This is a genomic window from Trabulsiella guamensis ATCC 49490, from assembly GCF_000734965.1.
Lineage (GTDB): Bacteria > Pseudomonadota > Gammaproteobacteria > Enterobacterales > Enterobacteriaceae > Trabulsiella > Trabulsiella guamensis.
Genome location: NZ_JMTB01000019.1, coordinates 15,814 through 37,524 on the forward strand (window position 1 = coordinate 15,814; position 21,711 = coordinate 37,524).

At 56.0% G+C, this 21,711-nt stretch carries 17 protein-coding genes and 1 pseudogene; 8 read left to right on the forward strand and 10 right to left on the reverse strand.

The genetic code is table 11. The annotated features are described in order from the left end of the window. Window positions 1-113 precede the first annotated feature (113 nt). The 4 genes from GTGU_RS26485 (at window position 114) to GTGU_RS01605 (ending at window position 2,131) form a co-directional block, all read left to right on the forward strand. A complete protein-coding gene (locus tag GTGU_RS26485; RefSeq protein WP_038153709.1) occupies window positions 114-503 on the forward strand; it encodes a HumD family translesion DNA polymerase in 390 nt (129 codons plus the stop codon). 139 nt (window positions 504-642) lie between these two features. Further along, window positions 643-918 carry a YcgL domain-containing protein gene (locus tag GTGU_RS01595; protein WP_038153710.1) on the forward strand — a complete coding sequence of 92 codons (276 nt, stop codon included), beginning with the start codon at window positions 643-645 and terminating at the stop codon, window positions 916-918. A 13-nt stretch (window positions 919-931) separates the two neighbouring features. Then, entirely contained in the window at window positions 932-1,591 is a 660-nt protein-coding gene (locus GTGU_RS01600) for a fumarylacetoacetate hydrolase family protein (RefSeq protein ID WP_038153711.1), read from the forward strand. Between the two features lie 93 nt (window positions 1,592-1,684). After that, complete coding sequence (locus tag GTGU_RS01605; protein ID WP_038153742.1) at window positions 1,685-2,131, forward strand: YcgN family cysteine cluster protein; 447 nt, start codon at window positions 1,685-1,687, stop codon at window positions 2,129-2,131. Window positions 2,132-2,181: 50 nt separating this feature from the next. On the opposite strand, the gene GTGU_RS01610 is transcribed toward GTGU_RS01605, so the two are convergent. Genes GTGU_RS01610 through GTGU_RS01630 form a run of 5 tightly spaced genes read right to left on the reverse strand, consistent with a single transcriptional unit; the run spans window position 2,182 to window position 10,135 of the window. Continuing rightward, entirely contained in the window at window positions 2,182-4,371 is a 2,190-nt protein-coding gene (locus GTGU_RS01610) for a TonB-dependent siderophore receptor (protein WP_038153713.1), read from the reverse strand. Window positions 4,372-4,387: 16 nt separating this feature from the next. Beyond that, window positions 4,388-5,710 carry a lysine N(6)-hydroxylase/L-ornithine N(5)-oxygenase family protein gene (locus tag GTGU_RS01615; protein WP_038153716.1) on the reverse strand — a complete coding sequence of 441 codons (1,323 nt, stop codon included), beginning with the start codon at window positions 5,708-5,710 and terminating at the stop codon, window positions 4,388-4,390. Beyond that, complete coding sequence (gene iucC, locus GTGU_RS01620) at window positions 5,707-7,449, reverse strand: IucA/IucC family protein (protein WP_038153717.1); 1,743 nt, start codon at window positions 7,447-7,449, stop codon at window positions 5,707-5,709. The genes GTGU_RS01615 and iucC overlap by 4 nt, the downstream gene beginning before the upstream one ends. After that, on the reverse strand, window positions 7,446-8,393 hold the full coding sequence (locus tag GTGU_RS01625; RefSeq protein WP_038153720.1) for a GNAT family N-acetyltransferase: 948 nt from the start codon (window positions 8,391-8,393) through the stop codon (window positions 7,446-7,448). Before GTGU_RS01625 ends, iucC begins: the two co-directional genes overlap by 4 nt. Next, window positions 8,393-10,135: an IucA/IucC family protein gene (locus GTGU_RS01630; protein ID WP_038153721.1), complete on the reverse strand. Its 1,743-nt coding sequence runs from the start codon at window positions 10,133-10,135 to the stop codon at window positions 8,393-8,395. The genes GTGU_RS01625 and GTGU_RS01630 overlap by 1 nt, the downstream gene beginning before the upstream one ends. Window positions 10,136-10,273: 138 nt before the next feature. Between GTGU_RS01630 and GTGU_RS01635 the strand changes: the two genes are divergently transcribed. Then, window positions 10,274-11,470 carry an MFS transporter gene (locus tag GTGU_RS01635; protein WP_038153724.1) on the forward strand — a complete coding sequence of 399 codons (1,197 nt, stop codon included), beginning with the start codon at window positions 10,274-10,276 and terminating at the stop codon, window positions 11,468-11,470. 27 nt (window positions 11,471-11,497) lie between these two features. Here the strand turns inward: GTGU_RS01635 and dsbB are convergent, their stop codons facing one another. Both dsbB and nhaB read right to left on the reverse strand, forming a co-directional pair. Continuing rightward, complete coding sequence (gene dsbB / locus GTGU_RS01640; protein ID WP_038153726.1) at window positions 11,498-12,031, reverse strand: disulfide bond formation protein DsbB; 534 nt, start codon at window positions 12,029-12,031, stop codon at window positions 11,498-11,500. A 136-nt stretch (window positions 12,032-12,167) separates the two neighbouring features. Then, a complete protein-coding gene (gene nhaB, locus GTGU_RS01645) occupies window positions 12,168-13,721 on the reverse strand; it encodes a sodium/proton antiporter NhaB (RefSeq protein ID WP_038153727.1) in 1,554 nt (517 codons plus the stop codon). Between the two features lie 218 nt (window positions 13,722-13,939). Here nhaB and fadR point away from each other — a divergent pair, with 218 nt between their 5' ends. Next, window positions 13,940-14,659 (forward strand): fatty acid metabolism transcriptional regulator FadR, encoded by a 720-nt coding sequence (gene fadR, locus GTGU_RS01650; protein ID WP_038153728.1) that lies wholly within the window; start codon window positions 13,940-13,942, stop codon window positions 14,657-14,659. Between the two features lie 48 nt (window positions 14,660-14,707). Here fadR and GTGU_RS01655 read toward each other — a convergent pair whose 3' ends face one another. Continuing rightward, window positions 14,708-16,240 carry a SpoVR family protein gene (locus GTGU_RS01655; RefSeq protein ID WP_038153729.1) on the reverse strand — a complete coding sequence of 511 codons (1,533 nt, stop codon included), beginning with the start codon at window positions 16,238-16,240 and terminating at the stop codon, window positions 14,708-14,710. A gap of 320 nt (window positions 16,241-16,560) precedes the next feature. Between GTGU_RS01655 and GTGU_RS01660 the strand changes: the two genes are divergently transcribed. Both GTGU_RS01660 and dadX read left to right on the forward strand, forming a co-directional pair. Then, window positions 16,561-17,859 carry a D-amino acid dehydrogenase gene (locus GTGU_RS01660; protein ID WP_038153730.1) on the forward strand — a complete coding sequence of 433 codons (1,299 nt, stop codon included), beginning with the start codon at window positions 16,561-16,563 and terminating at the stop codon, window positions 17,857-17,859. A gap of 9 nt (window positions 17,860-17,868) precedes the next feature. Continuing rightward, window positions 17,869-18,939: a catabolic alanine racemase DadX gene (gene dadX / locus GTGU_RS01665; protein WP_038153732.1), complete on the forward strand. Its 1,071-nt coding sequence runs from the start codon at window positions 17,869-17,871 to the stop codon at window positions 18,937-18,939. Between the two features lie 111 nt (window positions 18,940-19,050). Here dadX and GTGU_RS01670 read toward each other — a convergent pair. Beyond that, window positions 19,051-20,718 (reverse strand): annotated as a pseudogene (locus GTGU_RS01670) (potassium/proton antiporter); the annotation flags it as partial. A gap of 87 nt (window positions 20,719-20,805) precedes the next feature. Further along, window positions 20,806-21,711: muramoyltetrapeptide carboxypeptidase (gene ldcA, locus GTGU_RS01675; protein WP_072011882.1), on the reverse strand; the 906-nt coding region annotated here is incomplete at its 5' end.

Consider the following 21,711-nt stretch of genomic DNA (forward strand, 5'->3'; position numbering starts at 1 on the left):
TCAGAACAATAACATAGCCCACCTTTGTGGGCTTTACTGTTTCTGGCGCTTGATCATCTCATGCGATCAATAAATACTGTATGTATTTACAGTATTCATCATAGGTGACCGCCATGGGATTCCCGTCTCCAGCAGCAGACTACACAGAGAAGAGCTTCTCTCTTGACATGAAGCTCATACAAAGGCCAGCAGCCACATACTTCATGCGATCAGGCGCAACGCTCTATCGAGAAGGCATCATGAACGGCGCGCTGCTTATCGTAGACGCTTCACTGTCGCCATGTGATGGTTCGTTGCTTGTATGCAGGGTGGATGGAGAGATGCGCATTAAGCGATACCGTAAGGTTCCAAAGCCGCATCTGGAAGACGTGGAGACAGGAAGGAAAGAACCACTACCAAATCACGATGACGATCTGACGGGACCGGCTGCGGTGTTTGGGGTGATAACGTATGTTGTCAATGATGCGAGGTCAGGCGAATTCGATGACTGCCCTGTGATGTGACGAAGTTGTGCCAGAAGAATGACACAAAAACGCAGAGGAAGGATAAATTCTGCAAACCCGTTTGAAGCTGGCTGGCTTGTGGTGCGGGTTTAATTGGTGGTAGCGTATTGAAAATTTATGCAGTGAAAAGAGTAAAAGTATGTTTTGTGTGATCTACCGAAGTTCAAAACGTGACCAGACCTATTTATATGTCGAAAAAAAGGACGATTTCTCGCGTGTACCGGAAGAACTGCTGCGCGGGTTCGGTCAGCCACAGTTGGCGATGATCCTGCCGCTGGACGGCCGTAAGAAACTGGTTAATGCTGATCTCGATAAAGTAAAACAGGCGCTGGTCGATCAAGGCTATTATTTACAACTCCCGCCGCCGCCAGAAAATCTCCTTAAGCAACACCTGAGCGTGGCCGCGAAAAAATAATCAGGGGAATATAATGTATCAACATCATAACTGGCAGGGCGCTCTGCTGGATTACCCGGTCAGTAAAGTCGTTTGCGTTGGCAGTAATTATGCTAAGCATATTAAAGAAATGGGCAGCGAAACACCGGATGAGCCGGTGCTGTTTATTAAACCGGAAACGGCGCTGTGTGATATTCACCAGCCGCTGGTGATCCCGCAAGGACTGGGTTCTGTGCACCACGAAGTGGAACTGGCGGTGCTGATTGGCGCGACGTTGCGCCAGGCCACGGAAGAGCACGTCCAGAAAGCGATTGCCGGATATGGTGTGGCGCTGGATCTGACACTGCGTGATGTGCAGGGCAAAATGAAAAAAGCCGGTCAGCCGTGGGAAAAAGCCAAAGGCTTTGATAACTCCTGCCCGATCTCTGGTTTTATTCCGGTGGGGGAATTTAATGGCGATGCGCAAAATACCACGCTCGGCCTGAAAGTGAATGGCACGGTACGTCAGCAGGGCAGTACGGCCGATATGATCCACAAAATCGTGCCGTTGATTGCCTACATGAGCCGTTACTTCACCCTCAAGCCAGGAGATGTCGTTCTGACAGGCACCCCGGAAGGCGTCGGCCCGCTCGCCAGTGGCGACGAACTGGAAGTGAGCCTGAACGGTGTATCTCTCACCACCCGCGTACTGTAACCTTTCGGTGCCGCCCTTGCGGGCGGCAAAACTTGCATCAACGTGCCAGACTGGTTATAAGGTGCACCCTTGTTTTCAATGGCGGACATCCTGATGAGCGAAATACCCTTCTGGCAACGTAAAACTCTCGACGAAATGACAGACGCCGAGTGGGAGTCGCTGTGCGATGGCTGCGGACAGTGCTGCCTGCACAAGCTGATGGATGAAGACACCGACGAAATCTACTTCACTAACGTTGCCTGTAAACAGCTCAACATCAAAACCTGCCAGTGCCGGAACTACGAAAAGCGTTTCGACTATGAGCCGGACTGCATCAAACTCACCCGCGAAAACCTGCCGACGTTCGAATGGCTGCCGCATACCTGCGCTTATCGCCTGCTGGCGGAAGGTAAGCCGCTGCCGAAATGGCACCCACTGCTCACCGGTTCAAAAGCCGCCATGCACGGTGCACGCATTTCCGTTCGTCATATTGCGGTGAAAGAATCCGAGGTAAGGGACTGGCAGGATCATATCCTGAATAAGCCTGAATGGGCAGACTGAAGACAGAGTGAGTAAAAACGCCACCCGCGATTGCCGGTGGCGTTTTTTTATCAGAACAACACGGAGTAGTTCAGGCCAAAGGTGCGACCGCGGCCCTTGTAGGTGTACAGGTCCGGTGCACCGTAGGTTGGGCTGTAAAGCCCCGGTGCGCGCTGGCCCCAGACGGTGGTGTAGTCTTCGTCGAGCAGGTTTTCGATGCTGAAGCTGACTTTGCCCACCGGCAGGGTGTAGCTGCCGAGGAAATCCACTGTGTTGTAGCCGTCAATTTTGTTGCCGTCGGCATCAGAAACGTCAAACGTCTGGGTGCTCTGTACGCGTAAAGCCCAGTCGCCCGGTGCCCAGTTGACCCACGCGCTGACTTTTGACGGGCTGGCACTGTCAACGGTCAGCTTCTCCCATTTCCCGTTTTCACGGGTTTCGGATTTAATAGCGTTGAAGTTCGAACCGAGGCTCCAGTCGCTGTCAGTAAAGAAGTAATCCACCTGACCTTCCACCCCGTAGATGCGACGTTTGTCGTCGTCCATGGTGATGGTCATATCAGTCTTGTTGATGTTGATGGTCTTGTCCGACAGCGAGTAGTACGCTGCGACTTGCGTGCGCAGGTTATCACCGGTCAGACGCCAGCCCAGCTCGTACGCGTTGACTTTAATGCCGTCGAGCTTCGAATCGTTGACGTTGACACTATTGTTCAGGCGGTAGTGGCCGTTGACCAGCGTGTAGTTGCCGGAGCCGTAATATTTCGCCAGATCCGGAATTTCAAAGCCCTGCGAGAAGTTGAACCACACCTGCTGGCGGTCAGTGATGTGGCCGAGGACCCCGGCGTTGAACAGGAAATTGTTGTAGTCGGTTTTCCCGCCTGGTACCGCGTCAGCTGAAGTCGCTTTGCCAGTGGCAATCGCCTGCTGCTGCGCATAGCCAACAAAATCATCCACCTTGTTTTCGGTGTACTGATAACGCACGCCACCGCTCAGGGTAATCGCGTCGATGTCGTAGCTGGCCTGCAGGAATGGCGCAAGGTTAGTGATGCTGTAACCTGGATAGCGTCCGACGTTATAGGCGTTATCCAGCGTCATGCCGCCGCTCGCTGCCGCTTTGCTCAGATCAAAGAACTGCTGGTTGGCATCGAAAGTTTCATGATCGGCATCGATACCCCAGGTCAGCGACAGATCATCGACCGGCTTGCTGTTAAGGGTCAGCTTGCCGCCATAGAAGTCGGTTTTTTGCTGCGATGCGCCAATACTGGTGACCGCGCCTTTGGAGAGCGTCGGGAACGGGTAGAAGGTCAGGCTTTCGTCGCGATAGTAAATCTGTGCTGCCAGATCCTGTCCCCAGAAATCGGTATTGGAGTATTGCAGGTTGATCAGATGACGCTCGGTGCCCGGCAGCCGATCAGAATCGAGATTGCCTTTGTTGTAGGCTTTAGCATCACCGGTAACCGCCGAGAAGTTATCGCCGAGGAACAGACCGTGCTTGCCGTCAGACTGGCTTTTATAGTACTGCGTGGTGAGCTGCAACTGCTGGTGGTCGTCGATGTTCAGCGTGCCGGTACCCATCACGTCCAGGCGGTCAGAATACTGCAGACCAGTCTGGGTGTTATCGATGATCACTTCGTCGCCGTTACCATCATACCAGCCGCCGTAACGCTGATACGCCACAGAGAGTCGCCCGGAGGCATTATCGTTGCCGCCGCTGACTGCCGCCGCGATGTTCTCATCGTGATCGTTATGGCTGTTAAAACCACTTTTCGCGCCAGTCTGGAACTCTACCTCGGTTTCCGGCTGGCCCTTTTTGGTCACCACATTAATCAGACCGCCGGTACTCCCGCCGCCGTACAGTGAGGTTGCGCCGGAGATAACTTCAATGCGTTCAATATTGAACGGATCAATCGAATCCAGCTGGCGGCTGTCGCTGCGCGAAGAGTTGAGGCGCACGCCATCAACCATCACCATCATCGAACGTCCGCGCATGTTCATCCCGTAGTTAGTGCGGCCCTGGCTGCTGACATCCATGCCAGGGATCAACTGCGCCAGCACCTCTTTCAGTTCTTTGCCACCCTGAACCTGCTGTTCGATTTCAGCCTGTTCAATGACCCAGGTGGTTTGCGCCATATCCGCCACGCTGTGATTGGCGCGGCTGGCTGTGACGACCAGAGACTCTTCCTTTTGATCTTCCGCCCATGCAGACGCGGAAAGCATAGCCAACAGGCAAGGATTCAAAACCCAAAGATAAGAACGTTTCATTGTTATTGTGTTCCTGTCAGAACTCAGTGGTTTTTAACGGTTGAAAAACCTGGTGAAGATCACGGCTGGGCTCGCTGCGCCAGTGGATCACACCAGGGGTGGTGGACAGCTCAAACGGCGCTTTCGGGTGAGCGCGATTAATAATTCGCGCTGCACGCCAGGCCATCAGACTGAGCTGCGGTTCGGCAATGCCAAGACTGTGCATTCCGGCATTGACGGCAAAAAGCTGATTGCTCTGCGGGCCATCCCATTGCACAGAGAAATCGGTATTGACCTGAAATTCCTCATCGCGGGTCAGGTGCAGACGGTGCGCCAGCGGGGCGAGAAACGTTGGTTGCGCCGGGCGATAACCGGTGGCAAAAATCACAATGTCGGTATCGAGTGTCTCTTCACCGTCATCAAGGTGATGACGCAGCGTCAGGCGCTGGCCATTGTCCTGGGCAGCCACGCGGGTGACGGAACGGGAAGGGAGCAGGTGTGCCCAGGGTTGTTCGCGCAATACTTCGAAGCGATGATACATCGCGCGGTAAATGGTCAGCAGCGATTCTGTCGTGATGCCATCGGAGGTCATTTTTTGCTCGGCGAGCATCTTCTCGCGCACCTCTTCCTTCAGCGTGGCAAAACTGTCGAGATACTCTGGCGTGAAGTACTCGTTGGCGAACGCCGCTTCATCGAGGGCGTTGTAGTTGTTGCGACGCGAAACCCAGTTCAATGCTGACGGCTGTCCCCATTCGCCACGGAAAATATTGAGGAACAGATCCGCGCCGCTCTGACCGCCGCCGACCACCGTCACGCGCTTACCGGTCAGTGACGGGGTGCGCATCATCATTTCACTGGCATGGAAGCAGCGATCGCTCTGCTCGTTCACGCAGGCGGGCAGGTTGATCGCTTTGCCGATCCCGAGGCAGACGTGGCGCGCACGGAAATGGTCTCGCTGCGTTACCACATCAAAAAGCCCGGCCTGCTCGTCGTAGTGTACTTCCTGCACCTGCTGGCTGAAGGCAAGGTTGTTGAGGTTCGCTGCCGCCCAGCACAAGTAATCCGCAAATTCTTCGCGGGAGACAGTCCGCTGTTCGGTGGTCAGAAAACGGTAGAACTTTTTGCGCTGCACCAGATAGTTAAGGAAGCTGTGGCGATTGGTCGGCTCGACAGCGCTCACCAGGTCTTTCAGAAAACTGGTCTGCATATAGCAATCCGGCACCATCATTCCCGGATGCCACGAAAACTGCGGTTTGCTCTCCAGAAACAGCGTGCTAAAACCGTCGAGACCTTCCGCCAGCGCGGCGATACTTAAATTGAACGGGCCAATACCTATGCCAATGAAATCATACGTTTTCATTCTGCGGACTCCCTGGTGACCAGATAAAGTGGGTTGTTGAGATCGGTTAAATAGTCCGGCAGCATGCGACTGCCGCCATCGTGTTCGGAGAAAGTGAGTTTCACGGGGTTCAGCACCACGCGAATGATTTGCGGTTTGAACAGGTCGAATAGTGCAAAGCGATCGGCCATCTGCGGATGCTGCGCCATGTAACGCGCAAGAACGCCCGCCAGAATCTGGTAAAAGCGCGTTTCGCTGATGCCGCACTGAATGGTCAGGCGGGAAATAAAACGCAGCACGGTAACAAAATGACCGGTCTGCAGGTCATGAATGATGTAATCCGCACTGAGGCGGGCGGTGACGGCTTTTACCGCCTCTGGCAGCGTGGCGGCTTCAGGGAAATCAACATCCACCAGGCGCATGTCGCCCTGAAAATCTTTCAGCAGAATGCGCTGCGGCGCGTGGTCTTTCATCACCAGCGTCACGTTCTGACCGTGAGCAATCAATGCCACGCCGTAGCGGCACAGCAGGTGATAGAACGGCAGCACTACGACGGTGAACATTTTCTCCAGCCAGGCGTCGGCAGTTAGACCTGAACGGGCGATCCACGCGTCAATCAGCGGACGACCGCGGTTGTCAGTTTCCATCAGCGCCGCCATCAGCACTGCCTGTTCGCCGTCCTGCAAATAGCTGGAGGGATTTTCGCGCCAGATAACGCCCAGCATTTCCTGGAAACGATAGGGCGCTTTCGGCAACGCGGCATAGCCGGTATGAGAGAGATAACCCGCCGCGGGTTCCCCCAGCGCTTGCGCGCCGAGCGCGGTCAGTGTCGCATCCTGTGAAAACTGTTGTTGCAGCCAGCGCGAGGCCAGCGGGCCAGCGGCAATATATTTGCCCGGAATACCTCGATAGCAGGAGGTGTTATAAATAGTCAGCGGCAATTTGATATCAAACGGTGCACGGCGGCTGACGTTGGTCAGCGTGCGCAGGGACTGCTGCGCCAGGTATTCATCGCCAAACTCCCCCAGTTCGATGATTTCGCGCCGCGCCAGTTGCGGTAAAAAGTGCAGGGCGATTTTCTGCTGCCACTGCCACGGGTGCAGCGGTACCGGCAGCCAGGCTTCATCCAGCCCTTGCGCCTGCCAGCAGGTGTCGAAACGCTGACGTTCGCTGTCGTCCATGGCGCTTGCCAGCAGGGTGCGGATATCACAGTCAGCGTCGCTGCTCCATACCAGACAGTCACGGCGCACGGCAATCCAGTGCAGACGAAAACGCCCGCAATATTCCGGCGCATACTGACGAAGGGCATCCAGCCCCCAGCCGCGGCGGCCTTTGTTAAAGATGAACTTCGGATGACCGGAGAGCAGACACTGCAACTCGTCCGGACTGAGATCGATCAGCGCGTCGGCATCAAGATGCGCCCGGGCGCTGAGCAACTGGAGGTCACCGCGCAGGGTGGCGTAGAGATCTTCCAGATGTTCGGCAGTCTGCGCGTCGCTCATCGCCAGCACCTTCGCCAGTTGCCGCAGCGCGCTTTCGGCTTCAATCGGTTCGCCACTGTGGTTGCTGAGCGTAGCGGTGTCAATATGCAGCCAGCCCCAGATGCCACGCGTAGCGGTAAACTGCCAGCGCTCATCGCCGAGGGTGATAGTCCAGCGATCTGGCGCAATTTCTTCGGCGGTCAGCGTACGTTCGTACTCCAGTTCCGCGAGGATCTTCGCCACCATCTCGCGGTTGACCTGTTCCCACGCCGCCATCATAGTCCCACCTCGCGGAAGAAGTGGTCGCGCTGGCTCATCACCAGCCGGGAGCGTTTATGTGGAAAATCGAACTCTTTGACGGTGCTGAATCCGGCGACCGGCAGATGACGGAACAGGCGCTGATTATCAAAACGCGGTTCAGCAACAATGCGCAGGGTGCGTGGTTCGTCGAGCCACAGATAGTGGCTCAGACCACGTAGCCAGCTGCGGATGTACTGCGCGCCGCGCCACTGTTCTTCACCGACCAGCATATGCAGACCGCGGTCAAACGACTGCCAGCGGTAGTGGCGGCCAATGCGATCTTCAGCAGCCCAGTAAATTTCAAAATAGCCAAACGGCTGATCGTCAAAGCAGCCAATCAGCGGATAGCAATATGACGAGTCGAGCTGTTTGCGCAGGTAGTTTTCCTGTTCCACCTGCGGCCCGGCCATCTCCCAGAACGCGTTAACGCGCGGCGTGTTCATCCAGCGGGTAAAGTTGTCGGCGTCACGTTCGACATCAGCCACGCGGAAACTCAGCGTGCGCTTGATCTGCGCATCATAGCGGCGATACACCTCGCCGGACGGGCGCGGCGGGCGCACCGGGAAACAAAGCTGGCGCGTCTCATCAAACTGCAACTCCGTACGCGGTTGCGGGCGTTCGCCGCACAGCCACAGCGGCAACTGCCAGAAGGTCTCCCGCGCCAGGTAATCGCTTTGCACCTGGGCGAACAGACGCTGCGCTGCGTCGTGATGGCACCACTGCGCCCACGGCAGCGTAATGCCGGTGAGTTGCGGCGCGGCGACGAACAGCTGATCCAGCGCCTCAACCAGCCAGCCGTCCGGCAGGTTATCCAGCGGGTAGAGAACGGCGCTGCCGTCCAGACCGAACGTCAGTGGCAGTGCCATATTGCGTTCGGCACAGCGGAATCCGTAGCCGTCATGGATAATATTTGCGAGCGGCATCAGGCAGGCTCCTTACAGAACGGATTACTGAAATCGAAGTAGATCACCGCCGGATCGACGATGGTGTTTTCGTTGTGATCGTGGAGATAGCAGAAGAAGTTGCCTTTGCAGTTCCAGTGCGTGCTGTCGAGGACGTAATCGAGGCAACGAGTGTTTTTCGCCGTCGCCCGCAGTTGCGCCAGCGCCTCTCGCACCAGCGCCATCAGGCTCTCTTCGCGGGCAAACCCGGCAGCCCCCAGTGCCGCCGTGACGGCAAGGGTCGAATTCACCAGCAGGTAATACGGGAAATAACGCAGTAACTGGGCGTCACTGAAGCGGTTTTCTGCTTCCAGTTCGTTTTCTTCCGTCAGCCAGTCAGTGGCGCTTGCGGTAAAGGCGCTGCCCTGACAGTCGCGGTACAGCAGTCCGACCGGCAGATCTTCCTGCATCTCGACGAGAATATTTTGCTGGTGGGCGAGCAACACCAGACCGTAATCGGCTTCGGCGCTGAACAGCGGCAGCAGTACGCGGTCACAGTAAGCCTGAACCCAGCAGCGGGCGGCGGCCTCCAGTGGCAGGTTGAGCCGCTGGCTCAGACGGCGCACAGCGGCAGCCAGCAGACTGTCGCCACCGTCCGGTGCCGCCTGGGTCAGGCTCACCAGCACATTGGTTTGCGTCTGCGGCGTACCGAACAACAGGTTGACACGCAATGCCATCAGGCTCTCTTCCTGAACGGTGCCGTCGCAATCGCGCAGCCCTACCCAGCCGTCTTCCTGCATCACGCGCATGGTAGGGTAACGTGCCTGCAACGCCTGCCAGCGCGGGGTTTGCGCCAGCCGTGCGAGCCGCATGCCGCGTTTCACTTCTTTCACTGACAGCGTGCGCACCGAATTAGTAAGGCGCACGCTGAGCGAAAACTTAATCATGTCGCGGTTGCTCTCGCTGTACAGTGAGCGGGAAGAACTGGTCGGCAGCCAGCGGGCGCCGGCTTCGCCCAGATCCCGCAGCGCGCCTTGTGTAACGAGCTGCTCGCACCAGGGCTGACTGAGCAAATGCTCTGCCTGCCACGGGTGCATCGGTACCAGCCAACAATGATCAGTGAAATGGTGCAGCAGCTCAGGCGCGCTTTCCGCGGCAAAACGCAGCAGGCGGTCGCGCAGCGTATGACTGAGGCTGTCGCCCGCCACGAACGTGCGGTCAACGGAGAACCAGCGCAACGGAAAACGGGAAGCGAAATCCGGCAGATAGCGGCGGGCTTCCTGAGCATTAAACGGCTCGTGGGATTTTGGCGCCGGGTGGAACGCGTGACCGACCAGCAGCGCCTGTTCCGCTTCGGCAAAATTGAGCGGCTTTGCCCGCAGGTCGCCCCAGTTGTGGCGCAAATCGATGGCCTGCCAGGTGTGGGTGTGGCTTTCGCGCACACGCCCGGCAAAGCGCGCGAGCGTGTCAGCGCTGAGATCGCGGCATATAGCAGGTTTTTCCAGCACGCGTTCAACCAGCTGGTTGAAATCGATCGCATCGCCTTCGTCGCTGTCGCTGCGGACAATGCTGGCAGGGAAAAGATACTGATGATGTTGGGTGGGTGAGAAGTAGCGCAGTGGCAGGCGAATCGCCTCGTGGTCGTTCAGCGGCAGGTGGATGAAGGCCGTTTCGCCAGGCGCGGAGGCCGGAGCATAATGCCAGTCATCGGTTTCGCGCAGTAGCGCATTGAGGAAACACTGGGCCGCAACGTCTGTACCGGCATGGCGGGTCAGGGAACGCATAACAGAACTCACTCCATGAACTGATAATAATTCTCGTTATGATATTCATTCTATTTACACTGACAACCATTTTTGTAATATTTATTTGCATTAACTCCATCATTTCCTCACATTTATTGACACTATTTTCACAATTCTATGAGCACAAACCCTGACATAGTCACACAACCCACTCCTGTAAAATCAACATGGCCACTGGCGTTATGCGCGGGTTTGCTGGGTATCGGCCAGAACGGATTGCTGGTGGTACTGCCGCAACTGGTGACGATGACAGGTCTCCCCCTGTCCGCCTGGGCGGGCTTGTTGATGTTCGGTTCGATGTTATTTTTACCCGCGTCACCGTGGTGGGGGCGTCAGGCAGAGCTCCGTGGCTGCAAATTCGTGGTGCTGGCGGCGCTGCTGGGCTATCTCACCAGCTTTGCCGTGCTGGCACTGGTGGTGTGGAGTATGGCGGATGGTTCTCTGGGCATGACTGGCGGTATGGTGGGGCTGATGATATCCCGCACGTTGTACGGTCTTACGGTCTCCGGCATGGTGCCTGCCGCACAAACCTGGGCCATGCAACGCGCCGGAACGGAAAATCGCATGGCGGCACTGGCGTCGATCAGCTCAGGGCTAAGCTGCGGTCGGTTGCTCGGACCACCGTTGGCAGCGGCCGCGTTGAGTCTGCATCCGCAGGCGCCGCTGTGGCTGATGGCGGTTGCGCCATTACTGGCGTTGATGACCGTCGTCCGCCAGCCGAATGATCCGCCGTTACCGCCCGTGGCGCATCAGTCGACGCAGTTACAGCTCAGCATGCTGCCTTATCTGCTGCTGGCACTGTTGCTGTCCGCCAGCATCAGCCTGATGCAGTTGGGGCTGTCACCGCACCTGAAACCGTTATTCCCGGAGAGCACCACGCAGGTCAGCCATCACGTCGCCTGGTTGCTGAGTCTCGCGGCGGTCAGCACCTTGCTGGCTCAGTTTGCAGTGGTGCGCCCGCAACGTCTCAGCCCCGCAAGGTTGCTGGTTGTCGCGGCAGTGTTGATGGGCTGCGGGCTGGCGCTGATGCGTCTGCCGGGGCTCGCCACATTGTATCTCGGGATAGTGGTGACCTCGCTGGGATCGGCGATGGCGACGCCAGGTTATCAACTACTGCTCAATGATCGCCTGTCGACGGGCAAAGGCGCCGGGGTGATTGCTACCAGCCATACACTCGGTTATGGTCTGAGCGCGCTGCTGGTGCCGCTGGTGTCGGGATGGTATAGCGAGCAGGCGTTAATCAGCGTGGCACTGGTACTCGCGATGGGTTTTCTGGCGCTGAGCGGTGGAGTGTGCTGGCGAAAAGCGCGATAAAAAAACGCTCCCGAAGGAGCGCTTTTCTTACAGACGACCAAAAAGATCGCGTCTTTTCGGTTTGAACGGCTGCCCAATCAGTACCAGCAATGCCACCAGCAGATAGGCGGCAAAAATAATCAGTAGCCATTGTGGCATTTCCAGTGACAGGAATTGCCACTGACGTTCAGCACAATCGCCAGACGCCACGAACACCTGCGGCAGCCATTTATCAAGCGGCAACCAGCCCGGGAAACGGGCGGCAAAGTCACAGGTCAAAAACGGAGAAGGATGCAACTGGATCATGGTGTGTTCCCAGGCAAGCTGCAATCCTCTGAAAGCACTGTAAATCCAGATAATTAACGCCACGTAACGCAACGGCGACTTTGGTGCGATGGCTCCCACGATCCCCGCACCCATCACACCGAACAGAGCGCAACGTTCATAAATACACAGTACGCAGGGTTTCAGCAGCATGACATGCTGGAACCAGAGCGCAACCAATTCAAGCGCAAATGCAGTCAACGCCAGCAATAACCATGCACCACGACCTCGCGAGCACTGGTTTAAATATCGCAACATAATTATTTCCCTGGAACGAGCAAAGACACCGCAGTTTAAACGAATTTAAACGCTTAGCCACTAGCAGGGAACACATTATTGCGTAAATGAATCTTAAAAGCCCAAAATCGCCTTTCGGGCTTATAAAATGTTGATGTTACGGGGATACATTCGGCATGGTTATGAGCCCCTGAGTGGATAACCATTCAGTGACCGGCATTAACGTAAATTCGATGCATAACAACCCAACCAGAGTCAGTACTACTGTGTAGGGCAGCGCCATCCAGACCATACGTCCGTAAGAGAGACGAATCAATGGTGCCAGCGCTGAGGTCAGCAGAAACAGAAACGCGGCCTGACCGTTTGGCGTGGCCACGGAGGGCAGGTTAGTGCCGGTATTGATCGCCACCGCCAGCAGTTCAAACTGTTTAAGGCTAATAATACCTTGTTCAAATGCCGCTTTCGCTTCGTTGATATAGACCGTGCCGACGAAGACATTATCGGAAATGGACGACAGCAAGCCATTGAAAAGATAAAAGAGCGACAGCTGCGCGTGGGGCGAGGCTTTAAGAACAAAGGCAATGATCGGCGCAAACAGATGCTGCTCGATAATCACCGCGACAACAGCGAAAAAGACAGTCAGCAGTGCGGCGAATGGCAACGCTTCGGTAAATGCCTTGCCGATGGCGTGTTCATCCGTCACCCCGGAAAGCGACGAGGCGAGAATAATCACGGTCAGACCAATCAACCCGACTTCCGCCAGATGCAGCGCCAGCGCGACTACCAGCCAGATACCGATAATACCCTGTACAATGAGGCGCATCGTCTCCTGACGGGTCCGTTGCTGACGGCTGCGTTCGTCATAATTGTGCAGCACCTTGCGTACTGACTCCGGCAAGGTCTCGCCATAGCCAAACCAGCGGAATTTCTCCAGCAGCACGCAGGTGAGCAACCCGCAAGCCAGCACCGGCAGCGTCACCGGAGACATACGAATCACAAACGCGCCAAAATCCCAGCCTGCCGCTTTGGCGATAATCAGGTTTTGTGGCTCGCCCACCATGGTCATCACCCCGCCAAGGGCGGTGCCGACCCCCGCATGCATCATCAGACTGCGCAGGAAGCTACGAAACTGCTCCAGCACCTGACGATCGTTTTTATCGATATTGCGGTCGTCGCGCACGTCGTTATCTTCCGTACGACTGGAAGCGGCGCGATGGTAAATACCATAAAAGCCGACAGCGACGCTGATGATCACCGCGACGACGGTCAGCGCGTCAAGGAACGCAGAGAGAAACGCCGCCGCCAGGCAGAAGGCGAGAGAGAGTACCGTTTTGCTGCGAATGCTCAGCAGCAGGCGTGTGAAAATGGAAAGCAGTAGCTGCTTCATAAAGTAGATGCCTGCCACCATGAAGATCAGCAGCAGCAACACTTCGAGATTATTACTGATCTCTTCGCGCACATGTTCCGCGCTGGTCATGCCGATCGCCACGGCTTCAATAGCCAGCAGGCCGCCGGGCAGCAACGGGTAACACTTCAGCGCCATCGCAAGTGAAAAAATGAACTCAATCACCAGCATCCAGCCCGCGACAAAGGGGCTGAGGTAAAAGACGATCGGATTGATGATTAAGCAAAGTACCAGAGTGAGTTTGTACCAGTCCGGGGACTGACCAAGAAAGTTGCGCCACAGGGCGCGACCATATGAGATTTCCACGACGAATATCCATCCCGTCAAAAAAAACAAAAGTATAGTGTAAACGAAACTGAGGCAATCGGCAGAAAAGTGCGAAGTCCTGTTCCGGTGTTGCTGAAGGAATGTAAAAAAATAAAACCACGATCCCTTTTTAATTCACTGTGCGTGCTATCTGCCCCTGTTTTGCTCTGGTATGATGAGTCCAATTTTTTGCAACGCTGTGTAATGGAAATCTCTCTATGGTCATTAAGGCGCAGAGCCCGGCGGGTTTCGCGGAAGAGTACATCATTGAAAGCATCTGGAATAACCGCTTTCCACCGGGATCAATTCTTCCTGCTGAACGTGAACTCTCTGAATTAATCGGCGTCACGCGCACCACGTTACGCGAAGTGTTGCAACGTTTAGCCCGCGATGGCTGGTTAACCATTCAGCATGGTAAACCGACGAAAGTGAATAACTTCTGGGAAACGTCCGGTCTCAATATTCTGGAGACGCTGGCGCGCCTTGATCACGAAAGCGTACCGCAGCTTATCGACAACCTGCTTTCCGTGCGCACTAACATCTCAACGATCTTTATCCGTACTGCGTTTCGTCAGCATCCTGAGAAAGCGCTGGAAGTGCTGGCCAGCGCGCGCGAGATCGAAGATCACGCAGATGCCTTCGCCGAACTGGATTACAACATTTTCCGCGGACTGGCGTTCGCCTCCGGCAATCCTGTCTACGGGCTTATCATCAATGGCATGAAAGGGTTATATACCCGCATTGGTCGTCACTATTTTGCTAACCCTGAAGCGCGCAGCCTGGCGATGGGTTTCTATCACCGCCTGGTTAAAGTGTGCGAAGATGGGTTATACGAACAGGTATACGACGTGGTGCGCCGCTACGGCCATGACAGCGGTGAAATTTGGCACCGGATGCAGAAAACGTTGCCCGGCGATCTCGCCATCCACAGCCGTTAATCCGCCCAGCACCAAAAAGAAACCCGGCACATAAGGCCGGGATTTTTATTACACCAGATTCTGCCGTGGCGGGCAGCGCTCAAGTAATTCAATGCTGCCGTCGGCGTTCTGTTGCTCCAGCAACACATCAAACCCCCACAGGCGGTGTACGTGTTTCAGCACTTCCCGACGGCCTAAATCAAGCGGCGCGCGGTTGTGCGGCACGTAGCGCAGTGTCAGCGAACGGTCGCCGCGCAAATCCACATTCCACACCTGAATGTTTGGCTCGAGATTGCTGAGGTTGTACTGGGCAGACAGCTTGTTGCGGATCTCCCGGTAACCTTCCTCGTTATGAATGGCGGCAATTTCAAGATAGTTATTGCGATCATCATCCAGCACAGTGAACAGGCGGAAATCGCGCATCACTTTCGGTGAAAGGAACTGGCTGATGAAGCTCTCATCTTTGAAGTCGCGCATGGCGAAATGCACCGTCTCCAGCCAGTCTGATCCCGCGATGTCCGGGAACCAGTATTTGTCTTCGTCGGTTGGCGACTGGCAGATGCGCTTGATGTCCTGGAACATGGCGAAGCCCAGCGCATACGGGTTAATGCCGCTGTACCACGGGCTGTTGTAGGGGGGCTGGAACACCACATTAGTGTGACTGTGCAGGAATTCCAGCATAAAGCGCTCGGTCACTTTACCCTCATCATACAGATGATTGAGAATAGTGTAGTGCCAGAAGGTCGCCCAGCCTTCGTTCATCACCTGTGTCTGTTTTTGCGGGTAAAAATACTGGCTTACTTTGCGCACGATACGCAGGATTTCCCGCTGCCATGACTCCAGCAACGGCGCGTTTTTTTCCATAAAATAGAGCAGGTTTTCCTGTGGCTCAGAGGGGTAGCGACGCGCAGATTCCACAGTCTTCTCTTCCTCTTTCTTCGGCAGGGTGCGCCACAACATATTCACCTGGCTTTGCAGGTACTCTTCCCGGCTTTTCTGCCGCGCTTTCTCCTCCTGCAGGGAGATTTTTTGCGGACGTTTGTAGCGATCCACGCCGTAGTTCATCAGCGCGTGGCAGGAGTCGAGCAGTTTTTCGACCTCATCAACTCCGTAGCGCTCTTCGCATTCGGTGATGTATTTGCGGGCAAAAATCAGATAGTCGACGATAGAACTGGCATCCGTCCAGCTGCGGAAAAGGTAGTTGTTTTTAAAGAACGAGTTATGCCCGTAGCAGGCATGCGCCATCACCAGCGCCTGCATGGTAATGGTGTTCTCCTCCATCAGATAAGCGATACAGGGATTAGAGTTAATAACTATTTCGTAGGCCAGCCCCTGCTGACCGTGTTTGTAGGCTCGTTCCGTTTCGATGAACTTTTTGCCAAACGACCAGTGCGGATAGTTGATCGGCATCCCGACGCTCGAATAGGCGTCCATCATCTGTTCAGACGTAATGACTTCGATTTGATGCGGATAAGTTTCCAGTCGGTAGAGTTTCTCCACCCGGTCGATCTCCGCCAGATAAACATCCAGCAGATCGAAGGTCCAGTCGGGTCCATCGCTCAGACGTGTGCTGTCCTTATTTATGGAGTCAATCGTAGCCATTAGCGCGCCCTCGTTGTTGGCGGCCCTCTCTGTCTGGAGAGCCTCTTTTCAAGCATAGAACACCGCGTCATAAACCACAGGGCAAGGGAAATTTTTTCTTTGCGATTTTTCCATGACAATGGCGAGAAAAAATCGCTTTTACAGAATTTTTCGCTGAGTAAGTTTAGCGTGCAGCAGGAGATCCTAAATCCTGCATTACCCGGCTGGCGGGGCGCAGTGTGAGACAAGTCACCATAAAAAAAGCATATGTTGAATAATATTTTCATCTGCGTTATCAATTTGTAGTTAGAAGATTGTTCTTTTGCACAGATGGAGTGGCTATGCGTGTTGTCATACTGGGAAGTGGCGTTGTCGGCGTGACCAGCGCCTGGTATTTAAGTCAGGCAGGACATGAGGTGACGGTCATCGACCGTGAAGCCGGACCCGCGCTGGAAACCAGCGCCGCGAACGCCGGACAAATTTCTCCAGGTTATGCCGCGCCCTGGGCGGCCCCGGGCGTGCCGTTGAAAGCGATAAAATGGATGTTCCAGCGCCATGCACCGCTGGCGATAAGCCTCGACGGAACCCAGTTTCAGCTCAAGTGGATGTGGCAGATGCTGCGTAACTGTGACACGCGCCATTACATGGAAAACAAAGGCCGGATGGTGAGACTGGCTGAGTACAGTCGCGACTGCCTGAAAGCGCTGCGCGAATCCACCGGCATTGAGTACGAAGGCCGCCAGGGCGGCACGTTGCAACTCTTCCGTACCGAACAACAGTTTGAAAACGCCACCCGCGATATCGCGGTGCTGGAAGACGCCGGCGTGCCATACCAACTGCTGGAAGCGAACCGCCTGGCGGAAGTGGAGCCCGCTCTGGCGGAAGTGGCGCATAAACTGACCGGCGGTCTGCGACTGCCGAACGATGAAACTGGCGACTGCCAGCTCTTCACGCAACGACTGGCGAAAATGGCGGAGCAGGCGGGGGTGAAATTCCGCTTTAATACGCCGATTGACCGCCTGCTGTTCGATGGCGACCAGATCTACGGCGTGCAGTGCGGTGACGACCTGTTCAAAGCCGATGCGTTTGTCATGGCGCTCGGCTCTTACTCCACCTCGATGCTGAAAGGCGTGGTGGATATTCCGGTTTATCCGCTGAAGGGCTATTCGCTCACCATTCCGGTCAAAGATGATGACGGCGCACCAGTCTCAACTATCCTTGATGAAACCTACAAAATCGCCATCACCCGTTTTGACCAGCGCATTCGCGTCGGCGGAATGGCAGAGATTGTCGGCTTTAATACCGATCTGCTGCAGCAGCGCCGTGAAACGCTGGAGATGGTGGTGCGTGACCTGTTCCCGCGCGGCGGCGTAGTGGAAGAGGCGACCTTCTGGACCGGCTTACGCCCGATGACGCCGGACGGTACGCCGGTGGTAGGTCGTACGCCATACAAAAATCTGTGGCTGAACACCGGACACGGCACGCTGGGCTGGACGATGGCCTGTGGCTCAGGCCAACTCATCAGTGATTTAATCTCCGGACGCACGCCTGCGATCCCGTTTGACGATCTGAGCGTGGCCCGTTATCAGGCAGGCTTTACGCCGTCCCGCGCGCAACATCTGCATGGTGCACATCAATAAGGAGCCGTCATGTCACGTCCTGTACAGGCCAGCATTGATTTGCAGGCACTGCGTCAGAACCTGAACATTATTCGCCGAGCCGCACCCCAGTCGCGGGTGTGGTCAGTGGTAAAAGCCAATGCGTATGGTCACGGTCTGGAACGTATCTGGAGCGCGTTAAACAGCACAGATGGTTTTGCCTTACTGAATCTTGAAGAGGCGATCATGCTGCGCGAGCGCGGCTGGAAAGGGCCGATCCTGTTGCTCGAAGGATTCTTCCATGCCGATGAGCTGGAACTGTTCGACAAGTACCGGCTGACCACCACTATTCACAGCAACTGGCAGATTAAAGCGATTCAGAATGCCCGTCTCAACGCGCCGCTGGATGTATACGTCAAAGTGAATAGCGGTATGAACCGGCTGGGTTTTGCGCCTGATCGTATTCATACCGTCTGGCAACAATTGCGCGCGCTGCCTGGTGTCGGTGAAATGACACTGATGTCGCATTTTGCGGTCGCTGAACGTCCTGACGGCATTATTGAGGCCATGGCGCGAGTGGAGCAGGCGGCAGAAGGGCTGGAATGCGCCCGTTCACTGTCAAACTCTGCCGCCACGATGTGGCACCCGGAAGCGCATTATGACTGGGTTCGCCCGGGAATTGTGCTGTACGGCGCATCGCCGTCGGGCCAGTGGCAGGACATTGCCAACAGCGGCCTGAAACCGGTGATGACACTCCGCAGCGAAATCATTGCCGTGCAGAATCTGAAGCCGGGCGAGGGCGTGGGTTATGGTCAGCGCTACCAGGCAGCGCAGGAGCAGCGCATTGGTATCGTCGCCTGCGGTTATGCTGACGGTTATCCGCGTCATGCGCCAGATGGTACGCCAGTGCTGGTGGATGGCGTGCGCACGGGGATTGTCGGAACGGTATCAATGGATATGCTGGCGGTCGATTTAACGCCATGTCCGCAGGCAGGGATCGGCACGTCGGTCGAGCTGTGGGGCAAAGAGATCAAAATTGATGATGTGGCGGCGGCCTGCGGCACGGTTGGCTATGAACTGATGTGCGCACTGGCACCCAGAGTACCCGTTGTGACAGTGTAACTTTCACTAAAAGCCCGGTGACACAAGCGTGCCGGGCTTTTAGTTTTACTCGGTTTCTTCATTCGCGACGCGGACACCCACTTTGCGCACCGCGTTATCTTCTTTCTCCGCGACCGTCCAGATCATCCCGGCGAACTCCACCTGGTCGCCGACAACCGGTGCCGCGCCAAGCAGATGCTGGATCAGATCACCCAGCGATTGCTGATTATCGCGAAACTCTTCGCCACCATCCAGACCATAAATCAGCGCGACGTCAGCAAACTTCGCTGTGGCTTCGAGGATGAAATCGCCGAAGAAACGCTGGTCCAGTGCGACCGGCGGCGCCTGGCTGAACAGTTTGCCAAGCGCGGGTAAATCATGCTCCCGGCCGATAACGCAGAGAATGTCGTTTTCCCGCAACCGCGTGCTGCCGGTCGGGTGCAGCAGGACATTGTCGCGGAACAGCGCCGCGATGCGGGTTTCCGGTGGCATATGCAGATCGCGAAGCGCCGCGCCAACGCACCATTTGTCTGCGCTCAGCTGGTAAACAAACTGCTCCCAGGGATTGTTGGGGTGAATATCCAGACCGACGCGGGAGATGGGCCAGCCTACCGGCGGTACCACCACTTTGGCTTTTTTCGCTGCCCAGGAGAGCGATGTGCCCTGAAACAGCAGCGAAACCAGCACCACAAAGAACGCCACATTGAAGAACAGACGGGCGTTATCCAGCCCTGCCATCATCGGGAACACCGCCAGAATGATGGGCACCGCGCCGCGCAGACCGACCCAGCTGATGAAGATACGCTCGCGCAGGTTAAAACCACGGAACGGCAGCAATCCGGCGAAGACCGACAGCGGACGGGCGAAGAAAATCATCCACGCGGAAAGGATCAGCGCCGGGATGGCAATCGGCAACAGATCTGACGGGTTCACCAGTAGCCCCAGCACCAGGAACATGCCGATTTGCGCCAGCCAGGCCAGTCCGTCGAAGTTTTGCAGGATCGCATGGCGGTTACGAATGGGCCGGTTACCCAGCAGAAAGCCGCACAGGTAAATCGCCAGAATGCCGCTGCCGTTAATCGAAGTGGTAATGGCGAAAATCATGATCCCGCCGCTCAGCGCCAGTAGCGGGTACAATCCGGCGGGCAGAGCGATGCGGTTGATCATCTGCAACAACAGATAGCCGCCAGCCAGACCAATCAGAATACCCAGCCCAAACTGTTGCAACAAATGCCCGACAAACAGCCAGCTCAGGCCAGCCTCATGCTGCTGGATCATCTCAATCAGCGTGATGGTCAGGAACACCGCCATCGGGTCGTTGCTGCCGGATTCAATTTCCAGCGTCGATCCCACACGTTCGTTAAGCCCCTTGCCGCCGAGCAGGGAAAATACTGCGGCGGCATCGGTGGAGCCGACGATGGCGCCAATCAACAACCCTTCAATCAGATCCAGATGGAACAGCCAGGCCGCCATCATGCCGGTCAACCCGGAGGTGATCAACACACCCACTGTCGCCAGCGACAGCGCCGGGCCGAGGGCGACGCGAAACGAACTGGCCTGGGTGCGCATCCCGCCGTCAAGCAGGATCACCGCCAGCGCGAGGTTACTGATCATGTAGGAGAAGGGGTAATTGTCAAAAGGGATGCCGCCGATGCCATCGACACCGGCCAGCATGCCAATCGCCAGGAAGATAACCAGAATCGGGATACCGAGACGTGAAGAAAATGAACTTAATAAAATACTGCAGGTTACTAAAACAGAACCCAGAATAAACAGACTAATAACCGCCCCGGCGTCCAATGTTCACATTCTCCTCTACGACATGATGTGCGTTACAAAACGTTATCATATTTATGCATGAACAATGGTCTGATAAGAGCTATGAATTTATTTTTCTTCTGACAGGACCGGGTGGCCGGAGAGCGTCAGCGTGGTGGATGTCTCCGTATTAACCAGTTTACCCTGCGCCCCAAGCGGTAATGTCACCGTGCGTGCCTCGTGACCAAAATCCAGACCGGTGATCAGCGGAATATTCAACCGCGAACGCAGATAGTGAAACGTCGTTTCCAGACTGTAGCCATTGTCATAGTCGTTCGGCTCCGCGCCGCTAAAGCTGCCGAGGACCAACGCGCGTTGGCGGGACAAAATACCCGCATGCAGCAACTGCAACAGCAGACGCTCAACGCGGAACGGATGCTCGTTGATATCTTCCAGCACCAGGATCCCGTCGCGAATGTCCGGCATCCAGGGCGTGCCGAGAAGCGTAGTAAACATCGCCAGGTTACCGCCCCACACGGTGCCTTCCACCCGGCACTGCGGCCCGTCACCGCGCCATTCGAGAGTGAACGATGGGTTTTTCAGCGCCTGCCAGAAATGGTGTTCGGTAAAGTCATTGACCGATTCCGCACCAAAATTACCCGCCAGCATCGGGCCGCTGAAAGTAATGACGTTGCCGAGCGCCAGCAGTCCCATCTGAATGACGGTGAAATCACTGTGACCGCAGATAAGCAGAGGATCCTGTTGCTGACGGGCGATGAGCGCCGGCCAGTTTATCGACTCCAGCAGACGGCTGGCGCCGTAGCCGCCACGTACCGCCAGCACGATGCGGTTTTTACCTGTCAGCGTGGCGAGGGCGTTGATATCATTGAGACGTTCGGCGTCAGTACCGGCAAAGCGCTGGTCACGGCGAGGAATAACCTGCTGATGCTCTACCCGGTGTCCGGCCTGCTCCAGGCGTGTTACGCCACGCGCGGCAGCCGTCTGGTTAATGCAATAACCGGGAGGGGCGATCAG

Excerpts from the sequence above, each read along its gene's own strand:
- GTGU_RS01610 (WP_038153713.1), bottom strand. The coding sequence starts at position 4,371 with ATGAAACGTTCTTATCTTTGGGTTTTGAATCCTTGCCTGTTGGCTATG.
- GTGU_RS01605 (WP_038153742.1), top strand. The coding sequence starts at position 1,685 with ATGAGCGAAATACCCTTCTGGCAACGTAAAACTCTCGACGAAATGACA.
- GTGU_RS01615 (WP_038153716.1), bottom strand. The coding sequence starts at position 5,710 with ATGAAAACGTATGATTTCATTGGCATAGGTATTGGCCCGTTCAATTTA.
- fadR (WP_038153728.1), top strand. The coding sequence starts at position 13,940 with ATGGTCATTAAGGCGCAGAGCCCGGCGGGTTTCGCGGAAGAGTACATC.
- dsbB (WP_038153726.1), bottom strand. The coding sequence starts at position 12,031 with ATGTTGCGATATTTAAACCAGTGCTCGCGAGGTCGTGGTGCATGGTTA.
- GTGU_RS01625 (WP_038153720.1), bottom strand. The coding sequence starts at position 8,393 with ATGCCGCTCGCAAATATTATCCATGACGGCTACGGATTCCGCTGTGCC.
- GTGU_RS01660 (WP_038153730.1), top strand. The coding sequence starts at position 16,561 with ATGCGTGTTGTCATACTGGGAAGTGGCGTTGTCGGCGTGACCAGCGCC.
- GTGU_RS01655 (WP_038153729.1), bottom strand. The coding sequence starts at position 16,240 with ATGGCTACGATTGACTCCATAAATAAGGACAGCACACGTCTGAGCGAT.
- GTGU_RS01635 (WP_038153724.1), top strand. The coding sequence starts at position 10,274 with ATGAGCACAAACCCTGACATAGTCACACAACCCACTCCTGTAAAATCA.
- iucC (WP_038153717.1), bottom strand. The coding sequence starts at position 7,449 with ATGATGGCGGCGTGGGAACAGGTCAACCGCGAGATGGTGGCGAAGATC.
- GTGU_RS01600 (WP_038153711.1), top strand. The coding sequence starts at position 932 with ATGTATCAACATCATAACTGGCAGGGCGCTCTGCTGGATTACCCGGTC.
- GTGU_RS01595 (WP_038153710.1), top strand. The coding sequence starts at position 643 with ATGTTTTGTGTGATCTACCGAAGTTCAAAACGTGACCAGACCTATTTA.
- dadX (WP_038153732.1), top strand. The coding sequence starts at position 17,869 with ATGTCACGTCCTGTACAGGCCAGCATTGATTTGCAGGCACTGCGTCAG.
- GTGU_RS01630 (WP_038153721.1), bottom strand. The coding sequence starts at position 10,135 with ATGCGTTCCCTGACCCGCCATGCCGGTACAGACGTTGCGGCCCAGTGT.
- GTGU_RS26485 (WP_038153709.1), top strand. The coding sequence starts at position 114 with ATGGGATTCCCGTCTCCAGCAGCAGACTACACAGAGAAGAGCTTCTCT.